Raw genomic sequence first — 24684 nt, forward strand, 5'->3', positions numbered from 1 at the left:
CGTGACGCCACCACGCGCGCTGCAAGGCCGACCGCCGGTGCGGATGGAGCGGGTCGCCGGGCGGTGGTGGTGGGTCCGGCGCGACTGCTACGGCCGGGTCGCCGCGATGGCGGCGGACCTCGACGGCGTCCGGACGCTCGACGTCGCCGTGGTCGTCCGGCGCGATGGGGCGGGAGCCCGCCGATGACGTCGTCCATCGTGGAGGCGGGCCTGGCGGCCGGGACCGTCGTGGCGAGTGACGAGTACCGGATCAGCCGCGCGGACCTGGTCCGCTACGCCGGCGCGTCGCACGACTTCAACCCCCTGCACTGGAGCCCGCGGGTCGCCGCCGCGGCCGGGCTGCCCGGCGTGATCGCGCACGGCACCCTCCTCCTCGGCCTGGTGACGCGGCTGCTGACCGGCTGGCTGGGTGACCCGGAGCGGCTCGACGAGCTCACCTTCCGCTTCGTGCGCCCCGTCGTGGTGCCAGACGACGACGTCACGGTCGCGCTATCGGCCCGGGTCGCGGAGCGTCAACCGGACGGCCGGGTCGCCCTGACGGTGGTCGGGTCGGTCGAGGGCGCCGGCACCGTGGGCCGGGGCCGGGCGATCGTCCGGCCGCCGGACTAGAGTGCGCGGCGGGCGACGTTCTCGCCGGGCTCGGCGGACGGCGCGACCGGCGCGATCCACGGGCCGGTGCCCTCGCTCTGGTCCAGCACGTCCGCCTCGAACCACGTGTGCTCGCCGGCCAGCACGGCCTTCGCCAGGGCTTCGTCGGCGCCGTCGGTGTTGCGCCAGAGCGCGTCGAACAGCCGCTCGACCCGCAGCCGGGCCTGCCGCGCGAACACGTCGGCCAGTTGGACGGAGCCGGAGTCGGGCAGCATGCGCGCCCGCACGCAGGACGCCGCGATGGCGAACAGTTCGGCGCCGATGTCGACGATCCGGCCGAGGAAGCCCTGCTTGCGCTCGAGGCCGCCCTGCCAGCGGGCCATGCCGTAGAACGTCGACCGTGCCAGCCGCCGCGACGCGCGCTCGACGTAGCGCAGGTGCGGCGCCAGCACGCCGAAGTCCTGGTAGGACGTCGGCAGCTGGCCGGGCCCGGTGACCAGCTGCGGCAGCCACTTCGCGTAGAACCCGGTCGCCTTGACCGCCGCCCTCGCCTTGCCCGGCAGCGCGACGTCGGGGTCGACGATGTCGCCGGCGGCCTGCAGGTGGGCGTCGACGGCCTCGCGGGCGACGAGCAGGTGCATGATCTCCGTCGAGCCCTCGAAGATGCGGTTGATGCGCACGTCGCGCAGGATCTGCTCGGCCGGGACCGCGCGTTCGCCGCGGGCCCGCAGCGAGTCGGCGGTCTCGTAGCCGCGGCCGCCGCGGATCTGCACCAGCTCGTCGGCCACCTGCCAGGCCGTCTCGCTGCACCAGAGCTTCGCCAGCGCCGCCTCGATGCGGATGTCGCGCCGCCCCTCGTCGGCCAGGTGGGCGGAGAGGTCGAGGACCGCCTCCTGCGCGAACGACGTGGCCGCGATGTAGGACAGCTTGTGCGCGACGGCGGCGTGCCGGCCGACCGGGCGGCCCCACTGCACCCGCTCGGCGGACCACTCGCGGGCGATCTTCAGGCACCACTTCGACGCCGCCGTGCACAGCGCCGGAATCGAGAGCCGTCCGGTGTTCAGTGTGGTCAGCGCGATCTTCAGGCCCTCGCCCTCGCGGCCGACGCGGTTGGCGGCCGGCACCCTGACGCCGTCGAGCCGGGTGACGCCGTTCTCGATGCCCTTCAGCCCCATGAACGTGTTGCGGTGTTCGACGGTGATGCCGGGGGAGTCGGCCTCGACGACGAACGCCGTGACGCCGCCGCTGCCGCCGTCGTGCTCGGGGACCCGCGCCATGACGATCAGCAGCTCGGCGATGACGCCGTTGGTGGTCCACAGCTTGGTGCCGCTGAGCTCGTAGGCCGCGCCGCCGTCGACCGGGACGGCCTGCGCCGCGAGGCGGGCGGGGTCGGAGCCGACGTCGGGCTCGGTGAGCAGGAACGCGCTGATGGCGCCGGCGGCGCAGCGGGGCAGGAACGCCCGCTTCTGCTCGTCGGTGCCGAACAGCTTCACCGGCTCCGGGACGCCGATCGACTGGTGCGCCGACACCAGCGCGCCGATGGACGGGTGCACGCCGCCGAGCAGCATGAGCGCGCGGTTGTAGCCGACCTGGGTGAGCCCGGCGCCGCCGTACTCCCGCGGGATCTTCATGCCGAACACGCCGGCCCGCGCCATGGCCTTGACGTACTCGTCGGGGATGCGCGCCTCGCGCTCGATGACGGCGCCGTCGAGCTCGTCGCAGACGCCGCGCAGCCGGTGCAGGAACGCCGTCGTGGCCGCCTCGTCCTCGGGCCGCTGCGCCGGGTGCGGATGGATGAGGTCGAGCCGGAACCTGCCGAGGTACAGCTCTTTCGCGAACGACGGCTTCTCCCACCGCGTCTCGCGTGCCGCCTCGGCGACCCGCCTGGCCTCTCGCTCGTCGACCTGCTGGGTGGTCATCCGCGCCTCCTCCGTCGGTGGCGTCGTACCCAATGTTACCCGCAAGTAGCCTGCTGGGGAATCTCGGTGGCCAGGGGCGCGTTGTGTTGGGTAACCTAGGTGGACCGTCGGGTTCGCCCGAGGGGATTGACAACTCCAGAGGGGCTGAGCGGTTTCGACTTCGTTCGTCGAACCAGGGGAAGCGGGCCGAGGAGGCCGCGTTATCTCGTTAACGCTCGCGGCAAACGTTACAAGTGCCAACGCTAAGCGCACTGACTTCGCCCTCGCCGCCTGACGGCAGGTACTGAAGTCTGTCGACCCGGGGATGTCTCCGCCCCGGTGTTCGGCATCATTTAGGAGACTCACCGACCGGTACGGTCACGGGACCGGTAGGGACACTCACGTGGCTGGGCTCGTCACGGTGAACTCGCCTGTGTGATCACCGGAGCCGAGTAGAGGCATAGCAGGCTGCGCCCGGAGAAGCCCTGGAGAAGCGACGAAGGACCCGGGTTCGATTCCCGGCAGCTCCACAGAGGTTCGCTGATGCGAACCGTTTCTAGTGCCCGGGCCGGTGTCGGCCCGGGCACTGGCATGTCCGGCCCGCCGGGCGCCAGGAGGCCCACCCCGCGGCACCGGCAGACGGCTCTTGGGTTCACGCTTGCTGTCGGGCGCGAACGGTTTCACGGTCCGGGCTGGTCGCCAGGGTCGCCGGCGGTGCGGTGCTGGGCCAGGTCCAGGCGTACCGCACGATGAGGGCGAGAAGGATCAATTCCAGCACGATGCCGAGGCCGTAGAAGTACAGCCAGGACTCGCCCACCGCGTTGAATGCCGTGACGGGGACGTAGAGCGAGGCCACGACGAGGTTCGTGATGCGGTTCGCCCGGGCGGGCAGCGTCATCGACAGCACCACCATGAGGATCGGGACGGCCACGAGGGTCAGCGCCGTGGTCGAGAAGGTCTGGGAGAGGTCGAACTCGAAGACCTTGCCGTCGAGGATGTCTTCGATGACGCCGGGCGTGAAGAAGTTGAGAATGTCCACGTAGGCGTACAGGAACATGAAGCTCGTCCACGTTGCGGCGAGCTTGGCTCTCACCGGGATCGGCTGGTCGTCCAGTGCGGCGGTGGTGGGTCGACGTGTTCTCATCATGGGCTCCGTTGTGGTGGTGAGGATCGGTAGGTCCACGATCACGGAGCCCGCCGGAGGGCGCCTCGGCCCGGAGGCCGGGGTTCGCCTGGCCGTTGGCATGGTCTCGCTCTCGTTCTTTCGGCGGGTACGCCGAGGCACGCCGGTCCCTAGGCTGGAGCCGTGGTCACCGTCCGGCGCTCCATCTGGCACGAGCCGCGGCCTGCTGACGCCCCACCCGTCGGCCGGCTCGACTGGCTGCTGGTGGGCGTGTTCGCGGCCGCCGCCTTGGCCGAGGGCATCGCTCGGCCGGGCTTGGCCTGGCGACCCCTTGTGACGGTGCTCGCCCTCGTGCTGATGCCTGCCCTGCTCTGGCGGCGGGGTCGCCCCCTGATGGCCGCTCTGATCGGGTGGGGCGTCGCCGGGCTGCTCTCGGTCCTCCAGCTGACTGCGCGCGGCGGGGACCTCGGCCTCTACTCCATGATGGCCGTCCTGATCCTGCTCTACTCCCTGGCGCGGTGGGGTTCGGGCCGGGAGATCGTCTTGGGGGCGGCGGTCGTGACGGTCGTCGTCGCGCTGGGGATGTACGTCTCCTCCGCGGGCTGGGCCGACGTTTTCGGCGGGAGCGTCCTCCTGCTGTTGTTCGTCGCCCTCGCGGCGGTGTTCCGCTACCGCGCGGACCTCTGGCAACGCCAACAGCGCGAGATCCGCAATCAGGAGCGGGTGGGGCTGGCTCGCGAACTGCACGACACCGTGGCCCACCACGTCTCGGCCATCGCGGTGCAGGCTCAGGCCGGCGGCGTGGTTGCCGGCACCGAGCCTGAGAAGGCCGCCGAGGTCCTGGCCGCGATCGAGTCCGAGGCGTCGCGAACCCTGGCGGAGATGAGATCCATGGTGCGGTTGCTGCGTGAGGAGGAAGCCGTCGACTACTCACCGCAGTTGGGTGTCGCGGACCTGCCTGCTCTGGCGCGCGCCGACGCGACGCCCACCGTCGAGGTCTCGCTGGACGGTTCGTTGACCCGGCTCGCACGACCCGTGGATGCCGCGCTCTACCGGCTCGCGCAGGAGTCGCTGACCAACGCCGTACGGCACGCCCGGAGCGCGACCCGCGTCGGGATCGACGTACGCCGTGAGGGCGACGCCGTCAGGCTGCGCGTCAGCGACGATGGACGGACCGAGCCGCGGCCGGCCCCGGAGCCTGGGTTCGGCCTGCTGGGCATGGCCGAACGCGCCCAGCTCCTCGGCGGATCGCTCTGCGCGGGGCCGGCGCCCGGGGTGGCTGGGTGGTCGAGGCCGTGCTGCCGGTGGAGGCGCCGGCATGAGCATCCGTGTTGTCGTAGCCGACGACCAGGACCTGGTCCGGACCGGGCTGGTGATGATCCTCGGCGCGCAACCCGGCATCGAGGTCGTGGGGGAGGCAGCAGACGGGCTCGTGGCGCTCGACCTGGCGACCCGGCTGCATCCCGATGTCCTCCTCGTCGACATCCGGATGCCCGGGCTCGACGGCGTCGAGGTGACGCGGCGCCTGGCCGGGCCAGGTGTGACGGACCCGATGGCGGTCGTCGTGATCACCACCTTCGACCTCGATGAGTACGTCCTCGGCGCGCTACGCGCGGGCGCCCGCGGCTTCCTGCTCAAGGACGCCGGGCCGGAGCTCCTCGTGCAGGCGATCCACGCGGCGGCCAACGGGGACGCGCTGATCGCCCCCAACGTCACCCGCCGGCTGCTGGCGACCTTCGCCGACCAGGCGCCAGTGGTACCGGTCCAGCCCATCGACCCGCTCACCGAGCGCGAGGAGGAGGTGCTCACGCTGGTGGCACGGGGCCGGACCAATGCCGAGATCGGCACCGAGCTCTTTGTCGGCCTGAGCACGGTCAAGACCCACGTCGCATCGTTGATGACCAAGCTCGGCGCCCGCAACCGCGTCGAGATCGCGATGTGGGCATACGACACCAGACGCGTGAGAGCCGATTAGTGGGTACGGATCGCAGCGTGGGCCCGTGGGGTTCGACAGCCCAGCGATGAGTGCGGCCGGGGTTGCGCGACCCCGGACAATCGAGTGCCGGGTCGCGATCGCCCGTGGCGGCTATCGTCGTGCTGGGGGTGACGCATGACGATGTTTCGTGGGGCGGTGCTCGACACCCCTGAGAGCCCGTTCGCCGGGGGGAAGCTGAGGTCCTCCTCGGACGAGGGCATCCTGGTGCGCGACGGCGTCATCGTGGGGCGCGGGCCGTTCGCGGCGCTGCGCCGGGAGCACCCGGACGAGGAGCTCGTCACGCTCGACGGGGGGCTGCTGCTCCCGGGGTTCGTCGACACGCACGTCCACTTCCCGCAGGTGCGCGTCATCGGCGGCATCGGCCTGCCGCTGCTGGACTGGCTCGAGCACCGTGCGCTGCCGGAGGAGGAACGGCTGGCCGACACGGCGTACGCGGCGCAGGTGGCGGCGGACTTCGTGTCCGGCCTCGTGACCGCGGGCACCACCGCCGCGATGGTGTTCGGATCGCACTTCGCGGCCGCCGTCGAGACGCTCTTCGAGGCGGCCGCGGCGGCCGGGCTGCGCGTGACGAGCGGGCTGGTCGTCAGCGACCGGAACCTGCCCGCGGAGCTGCTCAGCACGCCCGAGCGCGCACACGAGCAGAGCACAGCGCTCGCCCGCCGCTGGCACGGCACCGGGCGGGCCCGGTACGCGGTCACGCCGCGCTTCTCGCTCTCCAGCACCGACCCGCTCCTCGCGGCCTGCGCGGCCGTGCTCGACGACGTCCCCGGGGCGTTCGTCACGTCGCACGTCAACGAGAACGTCGAGGAGATCGAGCAGGTGAAACGCCTGTTCCAGACCGGCAGCTACGTCGCGACGTACGACCGGCACGGGCTGGTCGGCCGGCGCAGCGTGCTGGCGCACAACGTCCACCCGGGCGACGACGAGCTCGAGACGCTGGCCGCGCGGGGTGCGTCGGTCGCGCACTGCCCGACGAGCAATGCCGCGCTGGGGAGCGGGCTCTTCCCGCTGGCCCGGCACCTGCGACACGGCGTCGCGGTGGCGCTGGGGTCCGACGTCGGGGCGGGATCGGGCTTCTCGCTGCTGAAAGAGGGCCTGCAGGCGTACTTCACGCAGCAGCAGCTCGGCGCCGACGGCTACGCGCTCACGCCCGCCCACCTGCTCCACCTGGCGACGGCGGCCGGCGCGGCCGCGCTCGACCTGCCCGACGTGGGTCACCTCTCCGTCGGGCAGCGGTTCGACGCGCAGTGGCTCCGCCCGGCGCCTGGCTCGACGTACGACGCGGCGCTGCGCAACGCGACCGGTCCGGACGACGCGCTGGGCATCACGTTCACGCTCGGCTCGGCAACCGACGTCGCCGCGGTGTGGATCGACGGCGACCCCGTGCGGCTCGTTGACCGGCCGCGACGCACCGGCTAGCGTTGTTCACGCTCCATTCACCTGTCGAAGAGGTCACCATGAGAGTTCCGGGCGACGTTCGCCGGCTGGTGCATTCGACCGCGTGGACCCGGGGCCGTATCGCTCACGGCGCCTAGCCGACCTCCAGCTGCCGATCACGCCCATCGAACCGATGGGGCGATACGACTTGGAGGTAGTCGATGGCCGACATCGTCGTCAATGGCCGGCCTCGTGACCTGACCGGGGTCCCGCCACACACCAACGTGCTCGACTTCCTGCGCGCCTGCGGGCTGACCGGCGCCAAGGAAGGGTGCGCCGAGGGCGAGTGCGGCGCCTGCGCGGTGATGGTCGCGCGGCCCGCCGCCGACGGCTCCGGGACCGCCGAGTGGACGGCGATCAACTCCTGTCTCCCGCCGGCGGCGGCGCTGGACGGCCAGGAGATCGTCACCGCGGAGGGCCTCGGCACGCCGGACGCGCTGCATCCGGTGCAGCAGGAGCTCGCGGTGCGCGGCGGCTCGCAGTGCGGGTACTGCACGCCCGGCTTCGTCTGCTCCATGGGCGCGGAGTACTACCGGGCCGACCGCGCGCCGGCCGGCGACGGCGACCGCTACCACGGCGCGAACGGCTTCGACCTGCACGCGATCAGCGGCAACCTGTGTCGCTGCACCGGCTACCGGCCGATCAAGGACGCCGCCTTCGCGCTGGGCTTCCCGGCGGCCGACGACGCCATCGCGCTGCGACGGGGGAGCGCCGCGCCGCCGGTGGTGGCCACCGAACTGCGCGACGACGAGGCGACGTACGTCCGGCCGGCCGGCCTGGCCGAGGCGTTGTCCCTGCTCAGGGAACACCCGGACGCCGTGATCGTCGCGGGCAGCACCGACTGGGGCGTCGACGTGAACCTGCGCGGCCGCCGTGCCGGGCTGGTGGTCGCGGTCGACCGGCTGCCCGAGCTGCGCGGCTTCGCGGTGACGGAGGCCGAGCTGCGCATCGGCGCCGCTCTGACGTTGACGGAGGTCGACCGCCGGCTGGCCGGGCGGGTGCCACTGGTGTCCGCGATGATCGCGCAGTTCGCGTCGCCGCTGATCCGCAACGGCGCCACGCTCGGCGGCAATCTCGGCACCGGCTCGCCGATCGGCGACGCGCCGCCGGCGCTGCTCGCGCTGGAGGCGTCCGTGGTGCTGGCCTCGGCCGAGGGGACCCGTACGCTGCCGCTGGCGGAGTACTTCACCGGCTACCGCGAGTCGAAGCGCCGCCCGGACGAGCTGATCACCGAGGTGGTACTGCCCCGGCCGGTGAGCGGGCTGACGGCGTTCCACAAGATCGCCAAACGACCGTTCGACGACATCTCCTCGGTGGCGGCCGGCTACGCCCTCGACGTCGTCGACGGGGTGGTCCGGAGGGCGCGCATCGGGCTCGGCGGCGTGGCCGCGACACCCATCAGGGCACGAGCGACCGAGGCGGCCCTGGAGAACCGTCCGTGGACGGAGGAGACCGCCGACGCCGCGTCGGCGGTGCTGGCGGCCGAGGGCACGCCGATCTCGGACCAGCGGGCCAGCGCCGCCTACCGCGCGGCGATGCTCGGGCAGTCGCTGCGCAAGCTGTTCGCGGAGGCGACATCATGACGACCGTCGCCGAACCGGTCGGCAGCCCGCTCAGCCGGCGGCCGCACGGCGCCGTGGTCGGGGCGCCGCTGCCGCACGAGAGCGCCGCCCTGCACGTCACCGGCCGGGCGCTCTACACCGACGACCTGGTCGGCCGCACCAGCAACGTGCTGCACGCGCACCCGGTGCAGGCGCCGCACGCCCACGCGACCGTCACCGGCCTCGACGTCGCCGCGGCCTACGACGTGCCCGGCGTCGTCCGCGTGCTCACCGCCGCCGACGTCCCCGGTGTCAACGACGCCGGCGTCAAGCACGACGAGCCGCTGTTCCCGTCCGAGGTCATGTTCCACGGCCACGCCGTCTGCTGGGTGCTCGGCGAGTCTCTCGAAGCGGCCCGGCGCGGGGCGGCGGCGGTCGAGGCGACGTACGCGCCGCTGCCCGCGCTGCTCACCGTCGAGGAGGCCATCGGGGCCGAGAGCTTCCAGGGAGCGCACCCGACGCTCGCCCGCGGCGACTCCGCGGCCGGGCTGGCGCGAGCGGCCCGCGTCTTCGAGGGCGTGACGTCGTTCGCGGGGCAGGAGCACTTCTACCTCGAGACGCACTGCTCGCTGGCGCTGGTCGACGAGAACGGCCAGATCTTCGTCCAGTCCAGCACCCAGCATCCCGCCGAGACGCAGGAGATCGTCGCGCACGTCCTCGGCCTGCCGAGCCACGCGGTCACGGTCCAGTGCCTGCGCATGGGTGGCGGCTTCGGCGGCAAGGAGATGCAGCCGCACGGGCTCGCCGCGGTGGCGGCGCTGGGCGCGACGCTGACCGGCCGGCCGGTGCGGCTGCGGCTGACCCGGGCACAGGACATGACGATGACGGGCAAGCGGCACGGCTTCCACGCCACGTGGACGGCGGGGTTCGACGCCGACGGGCGGTTCACCGCGCTCGAGGCCACGCTCACGTCCGACGGCGGGTGGAGCCTCGACCTCTCCGAGCCGGTGCTGTTCCGGGCGATGTGCCACGTCGACAACGCGTACTGGATCCCCGACATCACCGTGCACGGCCGCATCGCGCGGACCCACAAGACCTCGCAGACGGCGTTCCGCGGCTTCGGCGGGCCGCAGGGGATGCTCGTGATCGAGGACGTCATCGGCCGGTGCGCGCCCGCTCTGGGCCTCGACCCCGCCGAGCTGCGGCGCCGCAACTTCTACGTCGAGGGGCAGGCCACGCCGTACGGTCAGCCGGTGCGGCACCCGGGGCGGCTGGCGTCGGCCTGGGAGCAGGTCATCCGGACGTCGTCGCTGGCAGCCCGGCGCGACGAGATCGACCGGTGGAACGCGCGGGAGCGGAACCGCAAGCGCGGTATAGCCGTCACGCCGGTGAAGTTCGGCATCTCGTTCAACCTCACGGCGTTCAACCAGGGCGGCGCGCTGGTGCACGTCTACAAGGACGGGTCGGTGCTGGTCACCCACGGCGGCACCGAGATGGGCCAGGGCCTGCACACCAAGATGCTGCAGGTCGCGGCCACGGCGCTGCGGGTCCCGCTGGAGCGGGTCCGGCTGGCGCCGACGCGCACCGACAAGGTGCCGAACACGTCCGCCACGGCGGCGTCGGCGAGCGCCGACCTCAACGGCGGCGCCGTCAAGGACGCCTGCGAGCAGATCCTGGCGCGGCTGGCGCCGGTCCGCGACGCGCTGGGCGACCCGTCGTGGGAGGAGCTGGTGGCCGCCGCGTACCGCGAGCGGGTCCAGCTCTGGGCGGCCGGCTTCTACAAGACCGAGGGGCTGAGCTGGGACGCCGCCACGATGTCGGGCCACCCGTTCAAGTACTTCGCCTACGGCGCCGCGGTGACCGAGGTCGAGGTCGACGGGTTCACCGGCGGGTACACCACCCGGCGGGTCGACATCGTCCACGACGTCGGCGACAGCCTGTCGCCGCTGGTCGACCTCGGGCAGATCGAGGGCGGCTTCGTGCAGGGCGCCGGCTGGCTGACCCTCGAGGACCTGCGCTGGGACGTGTCCGACGGGCCGGGCCGCGGCCGCCTGGCCACCCAGGCGGCGTCGACCTACAAGTTGCCGTCGTTCTCCGAGCTGCCCGAGCAGTTCCACGTCGCCCTGCTGGACGAGGCGCACGAGGACGGCGTCGTCTACGGGTCGAAGGCGGTGGGCGAGCCGCCGCTGATGCTGGCGCTCAGCGTGCGCGAGGCGTTGCGCGACGCGTGCGGGGCGTTCGGCCCGGCCGGGCACTCGGTCGAGCTCGCCTCGCCGGCCACGCCGGAGGCGGTCTACTGGGCGCTCACCGCCGCCCGGGGTGCATCGTGACCAGCTGGCTGACGGGGGTCACGGCGCTGCGGGCGGCGCGGGAGCCCGGGGTGCTCGTGACGCTCACGGACGTGCGCGGCCACGCGCCGCGCGAGGCGGGCGCCAAGATGGTCGTCTCCGCGGCCGCGACCTGGGCGTCGATCGGCGGCGGCAATCTGGAGGCCGACGCCGTGACCCGCGCCCGCGCGCTGCTGTCGGCCGGGGGCACCGTGCCCGAGTCGTACCCGGTGCGCCTGTCGGACAAGGCGCCGGCGCAGTACGGCGTGCAGTGCTGCGGTGGCGAGGTGACGGTGTTGCTGGAGCCGCTGCCGGTCGTGCCGGCCGTCGCGATCTTCGGGGTGGGTCACGTCGGGCTGGAGCTGGCCAGGATCCTGGCGCGGCACGACCTCGACCTGCACCTGGTCGACTCCCGCGCGGAGTCGCTGTCCGAGGCCGCCCTCGCTCCGCTGCAGGACGCGGTCGCGGCCGTGCACGTCCACCACATCCCGGTGATCCCCGAGCTGGTCCTGGCCGAGCTGCCACCTGGCGCCCGCGTGCTGGTGCTGACGCACGACCACGCCGAGGACTTCGCCATCGTCGACGCCGCGTTGCGCTGCGACCACCTCGGCGGCATCGGGCTGATCGGGTCGTCGGCGAAATGGGCCCGGTTCCGCACCCGGCTGCTCGAGTCGCTGCCCGCCGAGGTCGTCGACCGGGTCGAGACGCCCATCGGGCTGGCCGGCCTCTCGACCAGCAAGGACCCGGCGGCCATCGCGGTGTCGGCGGCCGCCGCCCTGCTGGCCGCGATCGAGCGTGAGGAGACCCATGCCGGCCGATGAGCTCGCGGCGTCACTGCTCGGTCAGCTGGACGCGCGACTGGCGGCGGCCGACGCGGCGCTGGCCAGGGCGTACCCGGGGGAGCGGCCGGGGCGGCAGCCGGTGCACACGGTGTACGTCCCGGCCGACCGCCACACCGCCGGGCTGGTCCCGGCCTACGGCGCCGCGGCGCTGGAGCTGCTGGACGAGCACGCCGACCGGTTCGCGGCGCTCGTGCGCGACCCCGAGCTGGTGGCGCGCGTACGGGCGAAGCTGGCCGCCGAACCCGTCGAGGACCTCCGGGTCGACTTCGAGGACGGCTACGTCGGACGGACCGACGCCGACGAGGACGCCGACGTCGTCCGCTCCGCCACGGCCCTCGTGGAGAGCAGGGAGAAGGGCGCGGCGGCGCCGTTCGGCGGCATCCGCGTCAAGAGCCTGGAGGCCGCGACCCGGGCGCGCAGCGTGCGCACCCTCACCTCGTACGTCGCCACGCTGGCCGCCGCCGGCGCCGCACTCGACGGCTGGGTCGTCACGCTGCCGAAGGTGACCAGCGTCGACCAGGTGGAGGCGATGGTCCACGCCTGCGAGGTGCTCGAGACCGGGCTCGGCCTGGACCGCGGCGTGCTGCGCTTCGAGGTGCAGATCGAGACGCCGCAGTCGATCCTCGGACCGGACGGGACCGCGCTGGTCGCGCGCATGGTCCAGGCGGCCGGCGACCGGCTGACGGGGCTGCACTACGGCACCTACGACTACTCCGCCTACTGCGGCATCGCCGCCGGGCAGCAGTCGCTGGAGCATCCGGTCGCCGACCACGCGAAGCTGGTGACGCAGGCGGCCGCGGCCGGCACCGGCGTCCGGCTGTCCGACGGCTCCACGAACGTGCTCCCGGTCGGCGCCGCCGACGACGTCGCCGCGGCCTGGGCCAACCACCACCGCCTCGTCCGCAGGTCGCTGGAACGCGGCTTCTACCAGGGCTGGGACCTTCACCCGGGTCAGCTGCCGACGCGGTACGCCGCCACCTACGCCTTCTACCGGGACGGACTGGCCCGCGCGGCCGCCCGGCTGGCCGACTACACCCGCAACACCATGACCGGCATCGCCGACGAGCCCGCGACGGCCAGGGCGCTGGCGGCGTTCCTGCTGCGCGCCGTCGACTGCCGCGCCGTCGACGCGTCCGAGGTCGCCGACCTGGACCTCCTCCACTCGCTGGCCGACCCGAGACGCTAGGAGCAGCCGATGACCCACACGCTGGGACTCAACCAGTACGGCAAGGCCGAGTCCCGCGTCGTCCGCATCGTCCGGGACACGCGGCGGCACGAGATCCGCGACCTCACCGTGTCGACGTCGCTGCGCGGCGACTTCGCCGACGCGCACGTCAGCGGCGACCAGGCCGCGGTGCTGCCGACGGACACGCAGAAGAACACCGCGTTCGCCTACGCGAAGCTGCACGGCGTCACCTCGGCCGAGGACTACGCGATCGCGCTGGGAACGCGGCTGCTCGAGGCGTGCCCGGCCGCCGAGTCCGCGCAGGTGAAGGTCGAGGAGCACGGCTGGGACCGCATCGGGGACCACTCGTTCGTCCGCCGCGGCGGCAGCGTCCGCACGGCCGCGGTGACGGTCGGGCGCGACGCCACGCACGTGCTGTCGGGCATCTCCGGCCTCGCGCTGCTCAACACGACGGACTCGGAGTTCCAGGGCTTCCTGAAGGACGAGTTCACGACGCTGGCCGAGACCGGCGACCGCGTCCTCGCCACGTCGCTCGTCGCGCGGTGGCGGCACACCGACGTCGACGGCGTCGACTGGAACGCCTCGCACGAAGCCGTCACCGCCACGCTGCTGGAGACGTTCGCCGGCACCTACTCCCGCGCCCTGCAGGAGACGCTGTACGCCATGGGCGGCGCCGCCCTCGACGCGCAGCCGGGGCTGGCCGAGATCAGGTTCTCGGCGCCCAACCTGCATCACTTCCTGGTCGACTTCAGCGGCTTCGACGTCGACGGGCTGAGCAACGACGGCGAGGTGTTCATCGCCGCGGACCGGCCGTACGGGCTGATCGAGGCGCAGGTCGTGCGCGACGGCGTGCCACCAGCGGACCACGCCTGGCTGGCCGTCGCGGGGTTCTGCTGATGACCGCGACGACGCGGGCGACGCTGCTCGGCTGCCTGTCCGTGCCGCGCTGGGCCGACGACGTGCTGGCCGGCCAGCCCTACGGGGACCGGGCGGCGCTGCTGGCCGCTGCCGAGGCCGCCGCCGGTGACCTGAGCGACGAGGAGCTCGACCAGGCGCTGGCCGGCCATCCGCGCATCGGCGAGCGCGGCGGCGCGCAGTCGCAGCGCGAGCAGTCGGGGGTGCGCGACACGGCGGGGCGGCTGGCCGCCGGGAACGTCGCGTACGAGGAGCGGTTCGGCCGGGTGTTCCTGATCCGCGCGGCCGGCCGCGACGCCGACGAGATTCTCGCCGAGCTGGACCGGAGGCTGGGCAACGACGACGCCGCCGAACGGGCCGAGACCGTCGGCAACCTGCGCGAGATCGCGCTGCTGCGCTTGGAGGCGACGCTGTGAGCACCCTGTCCACGCACGTCCTCGACACCGCCGCCGGCCGCCCGGCCGAGGGCATCCGCGTCACGCTCGAGACCCGCGCCGGCGAACCCGTCGGCGAGGGCGTGACGAACGCCGACGGCAGGGTCGCCGCGCTCGGCCCGGACCGGCTCGACCCCGGCGACTACCTGCTCCGCTTCGCCACGGAGGGCCCCTTCCACCCGGAGGTGGTCGTCGTCTTCACCGTGGCCGACGCCGACGCGCACTACCACGTGCCGCTGCTGCTCAGCCCCTACGGCTACACGACCTATCGTGGCAGCTGAGCTCGACCTCGTCGTCCGCGCCCGGCGCGTCGTGCTCGGCCGGGCCGAGGTGCCGGCCGCCGTTGGCATCGCGGGCGGCCGCATCGCCGCCGTCACGACGGTCGACGACGCGCCGCCGGCCGCGCGGACCGTCACGCTCGACGACGACGAGGTGCTGCTGCCCGGGCTGGTCGACACCCACGTGCACGTCAACGACCCCGGCCGGGCCGAGTGGGAGGGGTTCGACACCGCCACCCGCGCGGCCGCCGCCGGTGGCGTCACCACCATCGTCGACATGCCGCTGAACTCCGTCCCGCCCACCACCACCGTCGCCGCCCTGGACGTCAAGCGGCGGGCGGCCGAGGGACGGGTCTGGGTGGACGTGGGCTTCTGGGGCGGCGCCGTGCCGGGCAACCGGGCCGACCTGGCGGCGCTGCATCGCGCCGGGGTGTTCGGCTTCAAGTGCTTCCTGCTCGACTCCGGGGTCGAGGAGTTCGGCCATCTCGGCGCCGAGGAGTTCGCGGCGGCGATGCGGGAGTGCGCCGAGCTGGGCGCGCTGCTGCTCGTCCACGCCGAGGACGGCCGGTTCCTCGACGACTCCGCACTCGACGGCGTGCACTACGCCGGTTTCCTCGCCTCCCGCCCCGACGCGGCCGAGCAGGCCGCCATCGAGCTGGTCATCGCGCAGGCCCGCACGACCGGCGGCCGCGCGCACATCGTCCACCTCAGCGCGGCCGGGGCGGTGCCGGCCCTGCGCGACGCCCGCGCCCACGTCAGTGCCGAGACCTGCCCGCACTACCTGACCTTCGACGCCGAGCACATCGCCGACGGCGCGACCGAGCTCAAGTGCTGCCCGCCGATCCGCGACGCCGCCAACCGCGAGGCGCTGTGGGCCGCGCTGGCCGCTGGCGATGTCGACATCGTCGTGTCCGACCACTCTCCGTGCACCGCGGCGCTCAAGGAGGGCGACTTCGCGACCGCGTGGGGCGGGATCGCGTCGGTGCAGCTGGGGCTGCCCGCGGTGTGGACGGCGGCCCGCGCCCGCGGCCACTCGCTCGCCGACGTCGTGCGGTGGATGGCCGCCGCGCCCGCCGGTCTCGTCGGGCTGAGCCACAAGGGCCGCATCGCACCCGGCGCCGACGCCGACCTGGTGCGGTTCGCGCCCGACGAGGAGTTCGTCGTGGACGTCGCGAAGCTGCACCACCGCAACCCGATCTCGGCCTACGCCGGGCGCCGGCTGACGGGGGTGGTCCGCGAGACGTGGCTGCGCGGACGCCCGGTCGACGACACCCCGCGCGGGCGACTGCTGAGGAGGCGCGAGCCGTGACCGACTACTACGTGCCGAGGGGCGGGCTGCCGCCGCAGACCGCACTCACCACCGATCGGGCCCGCTTCACCGCGGCGTACGCCGTCATCCCGGCCCGCACGCTCAGCGACATCACCGCGTCGTTCCTGCCGGGCTGGGCGAACACCCGCCTCTGGGTGCTGGCCAGGCCGTTGTCGGGCTTCGCCGAGACGTTCAGCCAGTACGTCGTCGAGGTCTCCGCCGGTGGCGGATCGGACCGGCCCGAGTCCGACCCGGACGCGGAGGGCGTGCTGTTCGTGGTGGACGGCTCCGTCACCCTCACCGTCGACGGCGGGTCGCACGCGCTGCGGCCGGGCTCGTACGCCTACCTGCCGCCCGGCACCGCCTGGACGATCGCGAACGAGGCCGCGGCGACGGCGACGTTCCACTGGATCCGCAAGACCTACCAGCGCGTCGACGGCCTCGACGTCCCGTCCGCGTTCGTCACCCGCGAGCAGGACGTCACGCCCGTCGACATGCCCGGCACCGACGGCGCGTGGTCGACGACCCGCTTCGTCGACGTCGCGGACCTACGCCACGACATGCACGTCAACATCGTGAACTTCCGGCCCGGCGGGTCGATCCCGTTCCCGGAGACGCACGTGATGGAGCACGGCCTCTACGTGCTGGCGGGCAAGGCGGTCTACCTGCTCAACGAGGACTGGGTCGAGGTCGAGGCGGGCGACTTCATGTGGCTGCGCGCCTTCTGCCCGCAGGCCTGCTACGCCGGCGGCCCCGGCCCGTTCCGCTACCTCCTCTACAAGGACGTCAACCGGCACGTCCCGCTCTGACTCGTCCTCGCTGTCGCGTTCGTTCAAGACGGGTGACGGCGCCGACGGCCATGCTGCGGGGGTCACCGATTCCGAGAGGACCTCCGATGCAGCTGCGCTACACCATCCTGTACGTCGACGACGTGGCCGCCGCCGTCGACTTCTACGCCACCGCGTTCGGGCTCGACCGCGGCTTCGTCCACGACAGCGGCGACTACGGCGAGCTGGCGACCGGAGCCACCAAGCTCGCGTTCTCGTCGACCGCGCTGATGAGGCGGCTCGGCAAGGACCCGCAGCCGCCGTCCGTCACCGGGCCGACGTTCGAGATCGCGTTCGAGACCGACGACGTCCCCGCCGCGTTCCAGCGCGCCGTGGCCGCGGGCGCCGCCGTGGTGCAGCCCGTCCGCGACGAGCCGTGGGGCCAGACGACGTCCTACGTGAGCGACCCGCACGGCTACCTCGTCGAGATCTGCTCGCCGATCCAGTTGCCCAGCCCCGGCTGAGCGATCACCCCGAGCACCGACGGCGACCGGCGCAGCTCCGCCGGGGTCCGCCCGAACCACCGCACCGTCTCGCGGGTCAGATGAGCCTGGTCGCTGAAGCCGCACGCGACGGCGACCTCGCTCAGCGGCAACCGCATCGGCAGCGCCAGCGCGGCCCGGCGGGCCCGCGACAGCAGCCGCCAGAACCCCGGCGGCGGCAGGCCGGCCGCCGCGAAGCGGCGCTGCAGGCCACGCCGGCTCACCCCGAGGTGCGTCGCCGCCCCGGCCACGCCGCGCGATCCGAGCGCGCCGATGGCCTCGTCGAGCTCGCGGTCCACCACGACGTCGCCGTCGATGATCTCGCCGGCCCGCAGCGGCTCGGCCTCGATGCGGGCCAGCACCCCCGGCGCCACCTGTGCTCCCGGACGCAGCCGATACCCCGTCACCCGCGTCCCCTTCGCGAGCTCGACCACCCGCAGCCCCGCATCCCACTGCGTCAGCGTCACGAACCCGCCACCGGCCGACTCGACCACCACGACGTCGCGGCACCCGTCCGGCGCGACCTCGACGCGACGCGGCGCGGGCAGGTCGTCACGCCACTGGAGGTAACGACGACCGCTCGCGAGCATGGAGCCGAACCTACCGCGCGGCGTGGGGCGATGCGGTCGTCATGATCGCTGCGGGTGCACCACCGCTTTGAGGATCGACGGATCCGCTCGTGGCGCCTCGAGAGCGCGTTGCACGTCACCGAGACCGAACTCGGCGGTGACGAACCGATCGAGATCGATCCGGCCACTCGCCACCAGCCCGATCGCCGCGGGATACGTGTGCGCGTAGCGGAACGTCCCCGTGATCGTGAGCTCCCGCCCCTGGACGGCTGCCGCGGGGATGCGCAGCTCCCGTTCCGCGGGCATGCCCACGAGCACCGCTCGCCCGGCCGGCGCCAGGGCGTCGAGACCGTCGTACACGGCCGCCGCGGAACCGGAGCACTCGATCAGGGCGGTGGCCCGCCGGGCCGCGGGCGGCCGGCCGGGCATCGTCGCGTCGAAGCCGTGCTCGCGCGCTCGATCGAGTCGTTCGGGGACGACATCGACGACGAGGACGGACGCGGCTCCGCGCAGCCGCGCGACGGTCGCGGCGAGCAGCCCGACCGGTCCCGCCCCGGTCACGAGGACGTGATCGCCGGGACCGGTTTGCGCCTTGTCGTGAGCCCACAGTGCGACGGACAGCGGCTCCATCAGGGCGCCCGCGTTGTCCGAGACGTGGTCAGGAATCGGGTGCAGGAACGGCTCGGGGACCGAGAGCACCTCGGTGAAGGCGCCATCGACCGGCGGCGTCGCCAGGAATCGGACGTCCGGGCAGAGGTTGTAGCGGCCCGTCCGGCACGGCCCGCAACCGCCGCACGAGACGCCCGGTTCGATCGCGACGCGATCGCCGGGCCGCAGCCTCCGGACGTCCGCGCCGACGGCGATCACCCGCCCGCTGGCCTCGTGCCCGAGGACCAGCGGCGCCGTCACGACGAAGTCGCCGATCCGCCCCTCGGTGAAGTAGTGCAGGTCCGACCCGCACACCCCGACCGCGAGCACCTCGACGAGGGCTTCGCCCGCTGCCGGCCGGGGTGTGTCACGCTGCTGGAGCTCGATGACGCCGGGCGTCGTCAGCACGGCCGCACGAGTCATCGTCAGCTCCCTTCCGCCATGCTCCAGCTGGCCCAGAGCGTGGTGCGCATGCGGCGCGGCTGCCGGAGCACGGTGACGATCTGGAGGGCGACGTCCTCGGGCGCGAGCAGGTCGGCCAGGCTCGGGTCGCCGGCGACCCGGCCGGTGCCCAGCGCGAATCCCGTGTTGGTCCCGGCCGGCGCGATCGCGGTGACGCGAATGCCCTCGGGCCGAAGCTGCCGGTCGATCGCGCCGGCGAGGCCGATCTGGGCGAACTTCGTGGCGGCGTAGACCGCCTCGTGGGCGCCGCCGCGGAGGCCGGCGACGCTCGCGACGATGACGATGTCGCCGCCGCGGTTGCGGCGGAACTCCGCCAGCACCTCACGGACGCCCCACACCGTGCCGAGCACGTTGGTGTCGACCATGCGGCGGATCTCGGCGTCGTCGTGATCCTCGACCCCGCCGTAGAGACCGATGCCCGCGGCGAGGACGATCGAGTCGACCCGCCCGAAGTGCGCTACTCCGGCCGCGACGAGCAGGCGCACGTCGTCTTCGCTGCGCACGTCGGTGGGGACCGCCACAGCAGTCGCGCCGAGCTCGTCGCCGAGCCGCGTGAGCCGCTCGCTGTCGCGGGCGCCGAGGACGACGTTCGCGCCGGCGGCGATCAGCCCTCGCGCGGTGGCCAGGCCGATCCCGGAACTCGCTCCGGTGATGACGATCGTCTCGCCGGCCAGGGAGCGCTCGACCGGTATGGTGCGCTGGTCGTGATTCGCGTGGTGGGTCACGTGCGTGTCCTCTCGTGGCGATCGGCAAGGGTGCGCAGGGCGAGCAGGTTCAGTGCGGTCTCCCACGGGCGCCGCCGGCTCCCGTCCGGTTGGTCGCCGCGGAAGCGCTCCGGCCAGCCGGCGTCGCGGTCGAACCGTTCGACGGCCTGTCGCAGGAGCCCGGGGACATGCGGATCGCCGGCCGGGAGCGCCATCAGGCACATGCCGACGTCGTGTCCGTTCGACCGTGCGCCGGGGTCGAGGAGCACCCCGGCCGCGACGCGCGCCGCGTCGATCAGGGTCTGGTGCGGAACCGGCGGGCCGGGCAGCAGCGCCGGCAGCAACTGCGCGGTGGGCACGCTGACCTCGTGCCAGGCCGCGGGCGGCAGGTCCGCGTCCCGGCACCGCACACACACGAAGCGCCCCCCGCTGTTCCGCACGAGCCAGGTCGGGTAGTCGTGGCAGGCCTCGCAGACGCCGTGTCGTTCCTCGACGGCGCCGCCGACGCGGGCGGCCGTGAGCCAGCCGGCCGGGCCGCCGAACCGCTCCGCGAAGACGGACATGGTCTGCTGGACGACCTCGCGCACCGCCGCGGCCCGCCGCGGATCACGCGGCGTGAGGAACTCCGCATAGCGCTCACCGCTGCGGATCATGACCAGGGTCGACTCGAAGGAGCCGTACCGGAGGAAGGAACGGTCGAGGAAGCCGCCCGCGACGTAGGTCTCGTCGCCGTTGAACGGGACGACCCCGTCGCGTAGCGACGCCACCTGGGCGCGCCAGCACCAGTCGAGCAGGTCGCCGAGGCCGTCGACCGACTCGGGCGCCAATGCGTCCAGTACCTGCAGCATCGCGTAGCCCGGCGCCTCGGCATCGTCGTTCTCGTGCCGGTGCCTGATGCGGTCGTGACCGATGCTCTCGGCGTTGGCGAGGTCACCGAAGCGCTGCCACTTCGCGACCCGGAACCGGGCCAGGCGGGCCGCGCGATCGTGCAACCCGAGATCGAGCAGCGCACGGGAGACGCCGTAGGAGTCGCGCAGGTAGGCCAGGGGGAACTCGGGTCCGGCGATGACCGCGCCCTCGGCGGACTGCTGGGCCGTGATCAGGTACGCGCTCGCGTCGATCAGCTGCTCGCCCGGCGGCGGGCAGTCGACCCCGTGGTCACGCAGCAGCGCATCCAGACGCTCGCCGCCCGGGAGGACGGTGGCCACCGTGCGCCGGTAGTGCGCGGTCGCCCGCGCCCCGGCCGACCGGGCGGACTCCGGTAGCGGAGCCAGCACCTGGCTGAGCCGGCGTCCGAGGAGCAGCTGCCAGGTGTAGGAGCCCGGGGCGAGCGCGAGCGTGACGCTGCCGCCGTCGTGCCGCAGCTCGATCGGAGCCGTGCCGGAGACGTGGACGCCGGCGAACGCCTCGGCGCCCGCCGGGTAGACGAAGACCGGGCCGAAGCGGTCGATGCGGGCGAGCACGCTCACGCCGCCGGCCGTCTGCTCGGGGACGACCCGGTCGGCGTGCGGGAACTCGAACCGTAACTCCACCGGCTCGGTGAGCTCGACGTCGGCGACATAGCAGGGCGACGACGGCGTGACGGTGTCGTGGACGGCGCCCAGCTGACGTGGCCCGTCCGTGAGGGTCGAGGTCCACTCCATCGACCTCGGCGCCCGGGTGGAACTACTGGTCAGCGGGCCGCCACCGGGCAATCCGTACCGGGCGGAGAGCGCCGTCGGCATCGTGAACTCGGGCCCGACGCACCAGGTGAGCTGCGCGCCGTCGAGGTGCGCCACGATCGCGCCGTTACCGAGCACTCGCATGCCGCTGGTCTGCATCGCGATCCCTGCCTTTGTCGTGAGGAGGCCGTCGAGGGGCGCTTGACATCGGTCAACCGCGCGGCGATGCTACCGACTGGTGAAACGTTCAATCAAGTCCGGCAGACGTCCCCCGGCGACTGCCGTCATCGGACCGACCTACGGAACGGCGCATGCTGCAGACGGAATTTCTCCCGCATCTCCGAGTTCGCGGAGAACTCGGCAAGCGGCTGGAGTTGACGGCTCGACAGTTCACGAGCCGCGAGGTGTACTCCGCCGAGTTGATCACGCAGGATCTGGTCCTCCACCCGGATCGCCGGCGCACCGCCGACGACTACTCGGGGGATCTGTCGGGCCGTTACCTCGAGGCGGTGGCGCTCGCCGCCCAGCTCGGGTTCGCTCCGGACTGGGACCTGCTGCGTGACGTGATCGACGTACTGCTGCCGGCTCAGCGCGCGGACGGGTCCTTCGGCGCGGCGGACGCCGCGCTCGGCGGCTTCGACCACGGCGTGGTCTGGGGCAACGCGTTCCTGCTCACCGGGCTGATGGAGCTCGCCGAGCTGCTCGACGACCCGGCCTGCCCGCTCGGGGCGCACTCGGCGGCCGTCCGGGCGGCGACGGCCAGGCTCGCCGAGTCGCTGGTGCTGTCGGTACCGCGGTGGCTGCGCTGGTTCACCTACTCGCGGGAACGTGAGCACAAGTTCGCGCTCGACTTCTTCGCGATGCTGCCGCCGCTGACCCGCTGGGCGGAGCACACGGGCGACCCACGCGCGGTGCAGGCGGCGCAGTCGCTGGCCGCCGCCGTACCGCCGCCGGACGGGCCGTGGCACTTGCACGGATACCTCACGGCGCTGCGGGGGAAGCTCGGCGTCGCCGAACGGTTCGGGGCCGATCCGGCGGCGGCGCAGGAGGTGCTGGACGCGTGGAACCTCGTGCGGCAGCGGTACGTGCTCGCCCACGGCGGCGTCCGCGAGAGCATGCGCCAGCCGATGGACCTGAACACCGAGGGCTGCGGCATCGCCGACTGGATCATGCTCTCGATCGACCTCGGCCGCCATTTCCGCGACGACGAACTGTTCGACGCGGCGGAGATCGCGCTGCACAACGCCCTTCCGCACGTCCAGGCCCCGAACGGCCACTTCGGCTGTGAGACGCTCGCCGCCGACCCGGGGCTGCTCACCGAGGACTACGTCCCGGAGGCGTGGTGGTGCTGCACGTTCCACGGCTTCCGGGCGATGTACCACGTGGCCGCGAACGCCGTCCGGCTCGAGCGCGACGCCGGCGGCGACCGGTTGCGGGTCGACCTCCCGGTCCCCGTCGCCACCCGGATCGCCACCAGCGCCGGCACCGCCACCGTGGAGGTGACCACCGACTATCCGGACCGCGAGTTCGAGCTCGCGGTGCGGTCGGATCCGGGCCTCCCGTGGTCGGTGCGGGCGTCGCGGTTCTGGTCGGCCGGCGCCGCCGAGGTGAGCCGGGGGAGCGTCCGTCCCGGCGGCTCGGAACGGATCGTGGGCCGGGCGCTGACCTGGATCGACGCCGACGGCGTCCCGGTCCACTCGCTCCAGTTGAACAACACCGACGAGCACGCCACCTGGCTCGGTCATGGCGTCTGCGTCTTCGTCGGTCCGGTGATCCAGGTCCTGGCCGCCCCGCACACCGGCGCCGGCAACGTGGTCGCCGCCCGCACGTTGCACGTCGCACCCGACGGGCAGCGCATCCAGCACGTCGCCGCCGATGGCCTGGCCCACCTCACGGGCCTGGTCCGGGAGTTCCGCGCGCCGTGGTCGACGCTGCGCGATCACACGTGGCAGCCGGTGGCCGCCGACGACGCGGTCGTCAGGTTCCGCTTCGCTGCCCTGGACGTCACCCCGTTCACGCCGGCTCGACCGGCCGACCACGACTAGCAAGGGGAGAGGATGAGAACGCTTCGGTCAATGAAGATCGCCGCCATCGCGCTCACGATGATCGTCACGGCGGGTGTCAGCGCGTGCTCCCAGAGCAGCGGCACCGAGGAGGAGGCCTCCTGGGCCGGCGCCGACCCGTCGGAGGCGAGCGGCACCGTGACCTTCTGGTCATGGGGCGACTCGCCTGACATCGTGAACGCGGCGGTCGCCTCGTTCAACGAGGTCTACCCGGACATCGAGGTGTCCGCCAAGGTCGTCAGCTACAAGGACTACGTCTCCGCACTCGGCGCCGCGCTGGCCTCGGGTGAAGGGCCGGACACGTTCAACCTGGAGCCGGCCATGGCGCAGCAGTTCACGGACTTCGCCGAGGACCTCGTCCCCCTGTACGAGGCGCAGGTCGGCGCGGAGTGGCGCTCCAGCGTCTCGACGGTGGCGGTGGACGAGCTGACGGTGGACGACCGCCTGGTGGCGGCGCCGAACTCGCTCAGCGTCGCGGGAACGCTCCAGCTCAACGTCGGACTGCTCGACGAGCTGGGCCTGGAGTTCCCCACCGGCTCGGTCGCGCCTGACGAACTCGCCCAGTTCTGCGAGACGGTGCGGCAGGCCGGCAAGGCGTGTGTCAGCATCGGCGCCAAGGACGGGTGGGTCTCCCAGGACGTCTTCCAGGCCATCGCCAGCAGTGTGGCGCCGGGCGCGTTCGCCGCGGCCGTCGAGGGCGGCGACTGGACCGCACCCGGGCTGGAGAGCAGCCTCGACATCTGGCAGTCCTTCTTCACCGACGGCGTCTTCCAGGACGGCGCCCTGGGCGTCAGCCAGTACCCGGACGCGTGGAACGCGTGGCTGCGCGGTGAGGCGGTGGCGACGCCCGTCGGCTCGTGGGGCGCCACCGACTTCATCACCGCGACGAACCTCAACAACCAGTCCGGCGCCGGCGTGAGCGACCCCGCGCCGCTCCAGACCGTGCTCGTGCCGTTCCCCGCCGTCGGCGGCGACCCGACCACGCTGGCCGCCTCGGTCGGCAGCGGCACCGCCATCAACGTCGACAGCGAGAACAAGGCCGCCGCGGCGGCGTGGGTGAACTGGTACTCGACCGACCCGGCCGGCTACCAGAAGCTCGGCGCGGACACCCTGGTGGGTCCGGCCAGCGTGACCGGCGTCGAGGCGACGCCCGGTGACGTCGCCTATCCCGAGCTGGTCGAGGACTCGCTCGCGCTGCTGGCCGCGACCGCCGCCCAGGAGGCCGAACCGCGCGCCATCCCGTATCCGGAGCTGGTCACCGCCCTCGCGGCGGCACTGCAGTCCTCGGCGACGGGGGAGTCGTCGTCGACGGTGCTCGAGACCCTGCAGGCGGCGTCGGACGGCATCACCCGAGGCTGAGGGCCCGGGGGTGGGCCGCCTCGCCGGCCCACCCC

General features: G+C 73.2%; 22 protein-coding genes, 1 other RNA gene and 1 pseudogene. 18 read left to right on the forward strand and 6 right to left on the reverse strand.

Annotation, left to right across the window (positions count from 1 at the left end):
• Position 1: 1 nt before the first annotated feature.
• Positions 2 to 187 (forward strand): hypothetical protein, encoded by a 186-nt coding sequence (locus BLV02_RS35425; RefSeq protein ID WP_141711472.1) that lies wholly within the window; start codon positions 2 to 4, stop codon positions 185 to 187.
• Entirely contained in the window at positions 184 to 609 is a 426-nt protein-coding gene (locus tag BLV02_RS04145; RefSeq protein ID WP_069110370.1) for a MaoC/PaaZ C-terminal domain-containing protein, read from the forward strand. The genes BLV02_RS35425 and BLV02_RS04145 overlap by 4 nt, the downstream gene beginning before the upstream one ends.
• Here the strand turns inward: BLV02_RS04145 and BLV02_RS04150 are convergent.
• Positions 606 to 2507 carry an acyl-CoA dehydrogenase family protein gene (locus BLV02_RS04150; protein ID WP_069110369.1) on the reverse strand — a complete coding sequence of 634 codons (1902 nt, stop codon included), beginning with the start codon at positions 2505 to 2507 and terminating at the stop codon, positions 606 to 608. The genes BLV02_RS04145 and BLV02_RS04150 overlap by 4 nt on opposite strands.
• 140 nt (positions 2508 to 2647) lie before the next feature.
• Between BLV02_RS04150 and ssrA the strand changes: the two genes are divergently transcribed.
• Positions 2648 to 3019, forward strand: a transfer-messenger RNA (tmRNA) gene (gene ssrA, locus BLV02_RS04155).
• A 119-nt stretch (positions 3020 to 3138) separates the two neighbouring features.
• Here ssrA and BLV02_RS04160 read toward each other — a convergent pair.
• A complete protein-coding gene (locus BLV02_RS04160) occupies positions 3139 to 3630 on the reverse strand; it encodes a DUF6326 family protein (RefSeq protein WP_069110711.1) in 492 nt (163 codons plus the stop codon).
• A 162-nt stretch (positions 3631 to 3792) separates the two neighbouring features.
• On the opposite strand from BLV02_RS04160, the pseudogene BLV02_RS38195 reads away from it, so the two are divergent.
• From BLV02_RS38195 to BLV02_RS04225, 13 genes and pseudogenes are all read left to right on the forward strand, one after another.
• Positions 3793 to 4931: pseudogene (locus BLV02_RS38195) on the forward strand (sensor histidine kinase).
• On the forward strand, positions 4928 to 5584 hold the full coding sequence (locus tag BLV02_RS04170) for a response regulator (protein ID WP_069110367.1): 657 nt from the start codon (positions 4928 to 4930) through the stop codon (positions 5582 to 5584). The pseudogene BLV02_RS38195 and the gene BLV02_RS04170 overlap by 4 nt, the downstream one beginning before the upstream one ends.
• Before the next feature lie 135 nt (positions 5585 to 5719).
• Positions 5720 to 7024 (forward strand): guanine deaminase, encoded by a 1305-nt coding sequence (locus BLV02_RS04175; RefSeq protein ID WP_069110366.1) that lies wholly within the window; start codon positions 5720 to 5722, stop codon positions 7022 to 7024.
• 179 nt (positions 7025 to 7203) lie between these two features.
• Complete coding sequence (locus BLV02_RS04180) at positions 7204 to 8625, forward strand: xanthine dehydrogenase small subunit (protein ID WP_069110365.1); 1422 nt, start codon at positions 7204 to 7206, stop codon at positions 8623 to 8625.
• Positions 8622 to 10913, forward strand: a complete 2292-nt coding sequence (locus BLV02_RS04185) for a xanthine dehydrogenase molybdopterin binding subunit (RefSeq protein ID WP_069110364.1) — start codon at positions 8622 to 8624, stop codon at positions 10911 to 10913. Before BLV02_RS04180 ends, BLV02_RS04185 begins: the two co-directional genes overlap by 4 nt.
• On the forward strand, positions 10910 to 11731 hold the full coding sequence (xdhC, locus tag BLV02_RS04190; protein ID WP_141711471.1) for a xanthine dehydrogenase accessory protein XdhC: 822 nt from the start codon (positions 10910 to 10912) through the stop codon (positions 11729 to 11731). The genes BLV02_RS04185 and xdhC overlap by 4 nt, the downstream gene beginning before the upstream one ends.
• Positions 11718 to 12938 carry a DUF6986 family protein gene (locus BLV02_RS04195; protein ID WP_069110363.1) on the forward strand — a complete coding sequence of 407 codons (1221 nt, stop codon included), beginning with the start codon at positions 11718 to 11720 and terminating at the stop codon, positions 12936 to 12938. Before xdhC ends, BLV02_RS04195 begins: the two co-directional genes overlap by 14 nt.
• Positions 12939 to 12947: 9 nt before the next feature.
• Positions 12948 to 13835 carry a factor-independent urate hydroxylase gene (gene pucL / locus BLV02_RS04200; protein ID WP_069110362.1) on the forward strand — a complete coding sequence of 296 codons (888 nt, stop codon included), beginning with the start codon at positions 12948 to 12950 and terminating at the stop codon, positions 13833 to 13835.
• Positions 13835 to 14269, forward strand: a complete 435-nt coding sequence (uraD, locus tag BLV02_RS04205; protein ID WP_069110361.1) for a 2-oxo-4-hydroxy-4-carboxy-5-ureidoimidazoline decarboxylase — start codon at positions 13835 to 13837, stop codon at positions 14267 to 14269. The genes pucL and uraD overlap by 1 nt, the downstream gene beginning before the upstream one ends.
• Positions 14266 to 14568 (forward strand): hydroxyisourate hydrolase, encoded by a 303-nt coding sequence (uraH, locus tag BLV02_RS04210; RefSeq protein ID WP_069110360.1) that lies wholly within the window; start codon positions 14266 to 14268, stop codon positions 14566 to 14568. The genes uraD and uraH overlap by 4 nt, the downstream gene beginning before the upstream one ends.
• Positions 14558 to 15874, forward strand: a complete 1317-nt coding sequence (gene allB / locus BLV02_RS04215) for an allantoinase AllB (RefSeq protein WP_069110359.1) — start codon at positions 14558 to 14560, stop codon at positions 15872 to 15874. The genes uraH and allB overlap by 11 nt, the downstream gene beginning before the upstream one ends.
• A complete protein-coding gene (locus BLV02_RS04220; protein ID WP_069110358.1) occupies positions 15871 to 16683 on the forward strand; it encodes a bifunctional allantoicase/(S)-ureidoglycine aminohydrolase in 813 nt (270 codons plus the stop codon). Before allB ends, BLV02_RS04220 begins: the two co-directional genes overlap by 4 nt.
• Before the next feature lie 86 nt (positions 16684 to 16769).
• Complete coding sequence (locus BLV02_RS04225) at positions 16770 to 17165, forward strand: VOC family protein (RefSeq protein WP_069110357.1); 396 nt, start codon at positions 16770 to 16772, stop codon at positions 17163 to 17165.
• Here the strand turns inward: BLV02_RS04225 and BLV02_RS04230 are convergent.
• From BLV02_RS04230 to BLV02_RS04245, 4 genes are read right to left on the reverse strand one after another with little or no spacing between them, the layout of a single operon-like run.
• Entirely contained in the window at positions 17117 to 17773 is a 657-nt protein-coding gene (locus BLV02_RS04230; RefSeq protein WP_069110356.1) for an AraC family transcriptional regulator, read from the reverse strand. The genes BLV02_RS04225 and BLV02_RS04230 overlap by 49 nt on opposite strands.
• A gap of 39 nt (positions 17774 to 17812) precedes the next feature.
• Positions 17813 to 18823 (reverse strand): NAD(P)-dependent alcohol dehydrogenase, encoded by a 1011-nt coding sequence (locus BLV02_RS04235; protein WP_069110355.1) that lies wholly within the window; start codon positions 18821 to 18823, stop codon positions 17813 to 17815.
• Between the two features lie 2 nt (positions 18824 to 18825).
• Complete coding sequence (locus tag BLV02_RS04240; protein WP_216094083.1) at positions 18826 to 19587, reverse strand: SDR family oxidoreductase; 762 nt, start codon at positions 19585 to 19587, stop codon at positions 18826 to 18828.
• Positions 19584 to 21371, reverse strand: coding sequence for a hypothetical protein (locus BLV02_RS04245; protein ID WP_141711470.1), 1788 nt, complete (start codon positions 21369 to 21371; stop codon positions 19584 to 19586). The genes BLV02_RS04240 and BLV02_RS04245 overlap by 4 nt, the downstream gene beginning before the upstream one ends.
• Positions 21372 to 21601: 230 nt before the next feature.
• On the opposite strand from BLV02_RS04245, the gene BLV02_RS04250 reads away from it, so the two are divergent.
• Both BLV02_RS04250 and BLV02_RS04255 read left to right on the forward strand, forming a co-directional pair.
• Complete coding sequence (locus BLV02_RS04250; RefSeq protein ID WP_141711469.1) at positions 21602 to 23272, forward strand: hypothetical protein; 1671 nt, start codon at positions 21602 to 21604, stop codon at positions 23270 to 23272.
• A 30-nt stretch (positions 23273 to 23302) separates the two neighbouring features.
• Positions 23303 to 24649, forward strand: a complete 1347-nt coding sequence (locus tag BLV02_RS04255; RefSeq protein WP_069110352.1) for an ABC transporter substrate-binding protein — start codon at positions 23303 to 23305, stop codon at positions 24647 to 24649.
• Positions 24650 to 24684: the final 35 nt, after the last annotated feature.

It is taken from the genome of Jiangella alba, assembly GCF_900106035.1.
Taxonomy (GTDB): domain Bacteria; phylum Actinomycetota; class Actinomycetes; order Jiangellales; family Jiangellaceae; genus Jiangella; species Jiangella alba.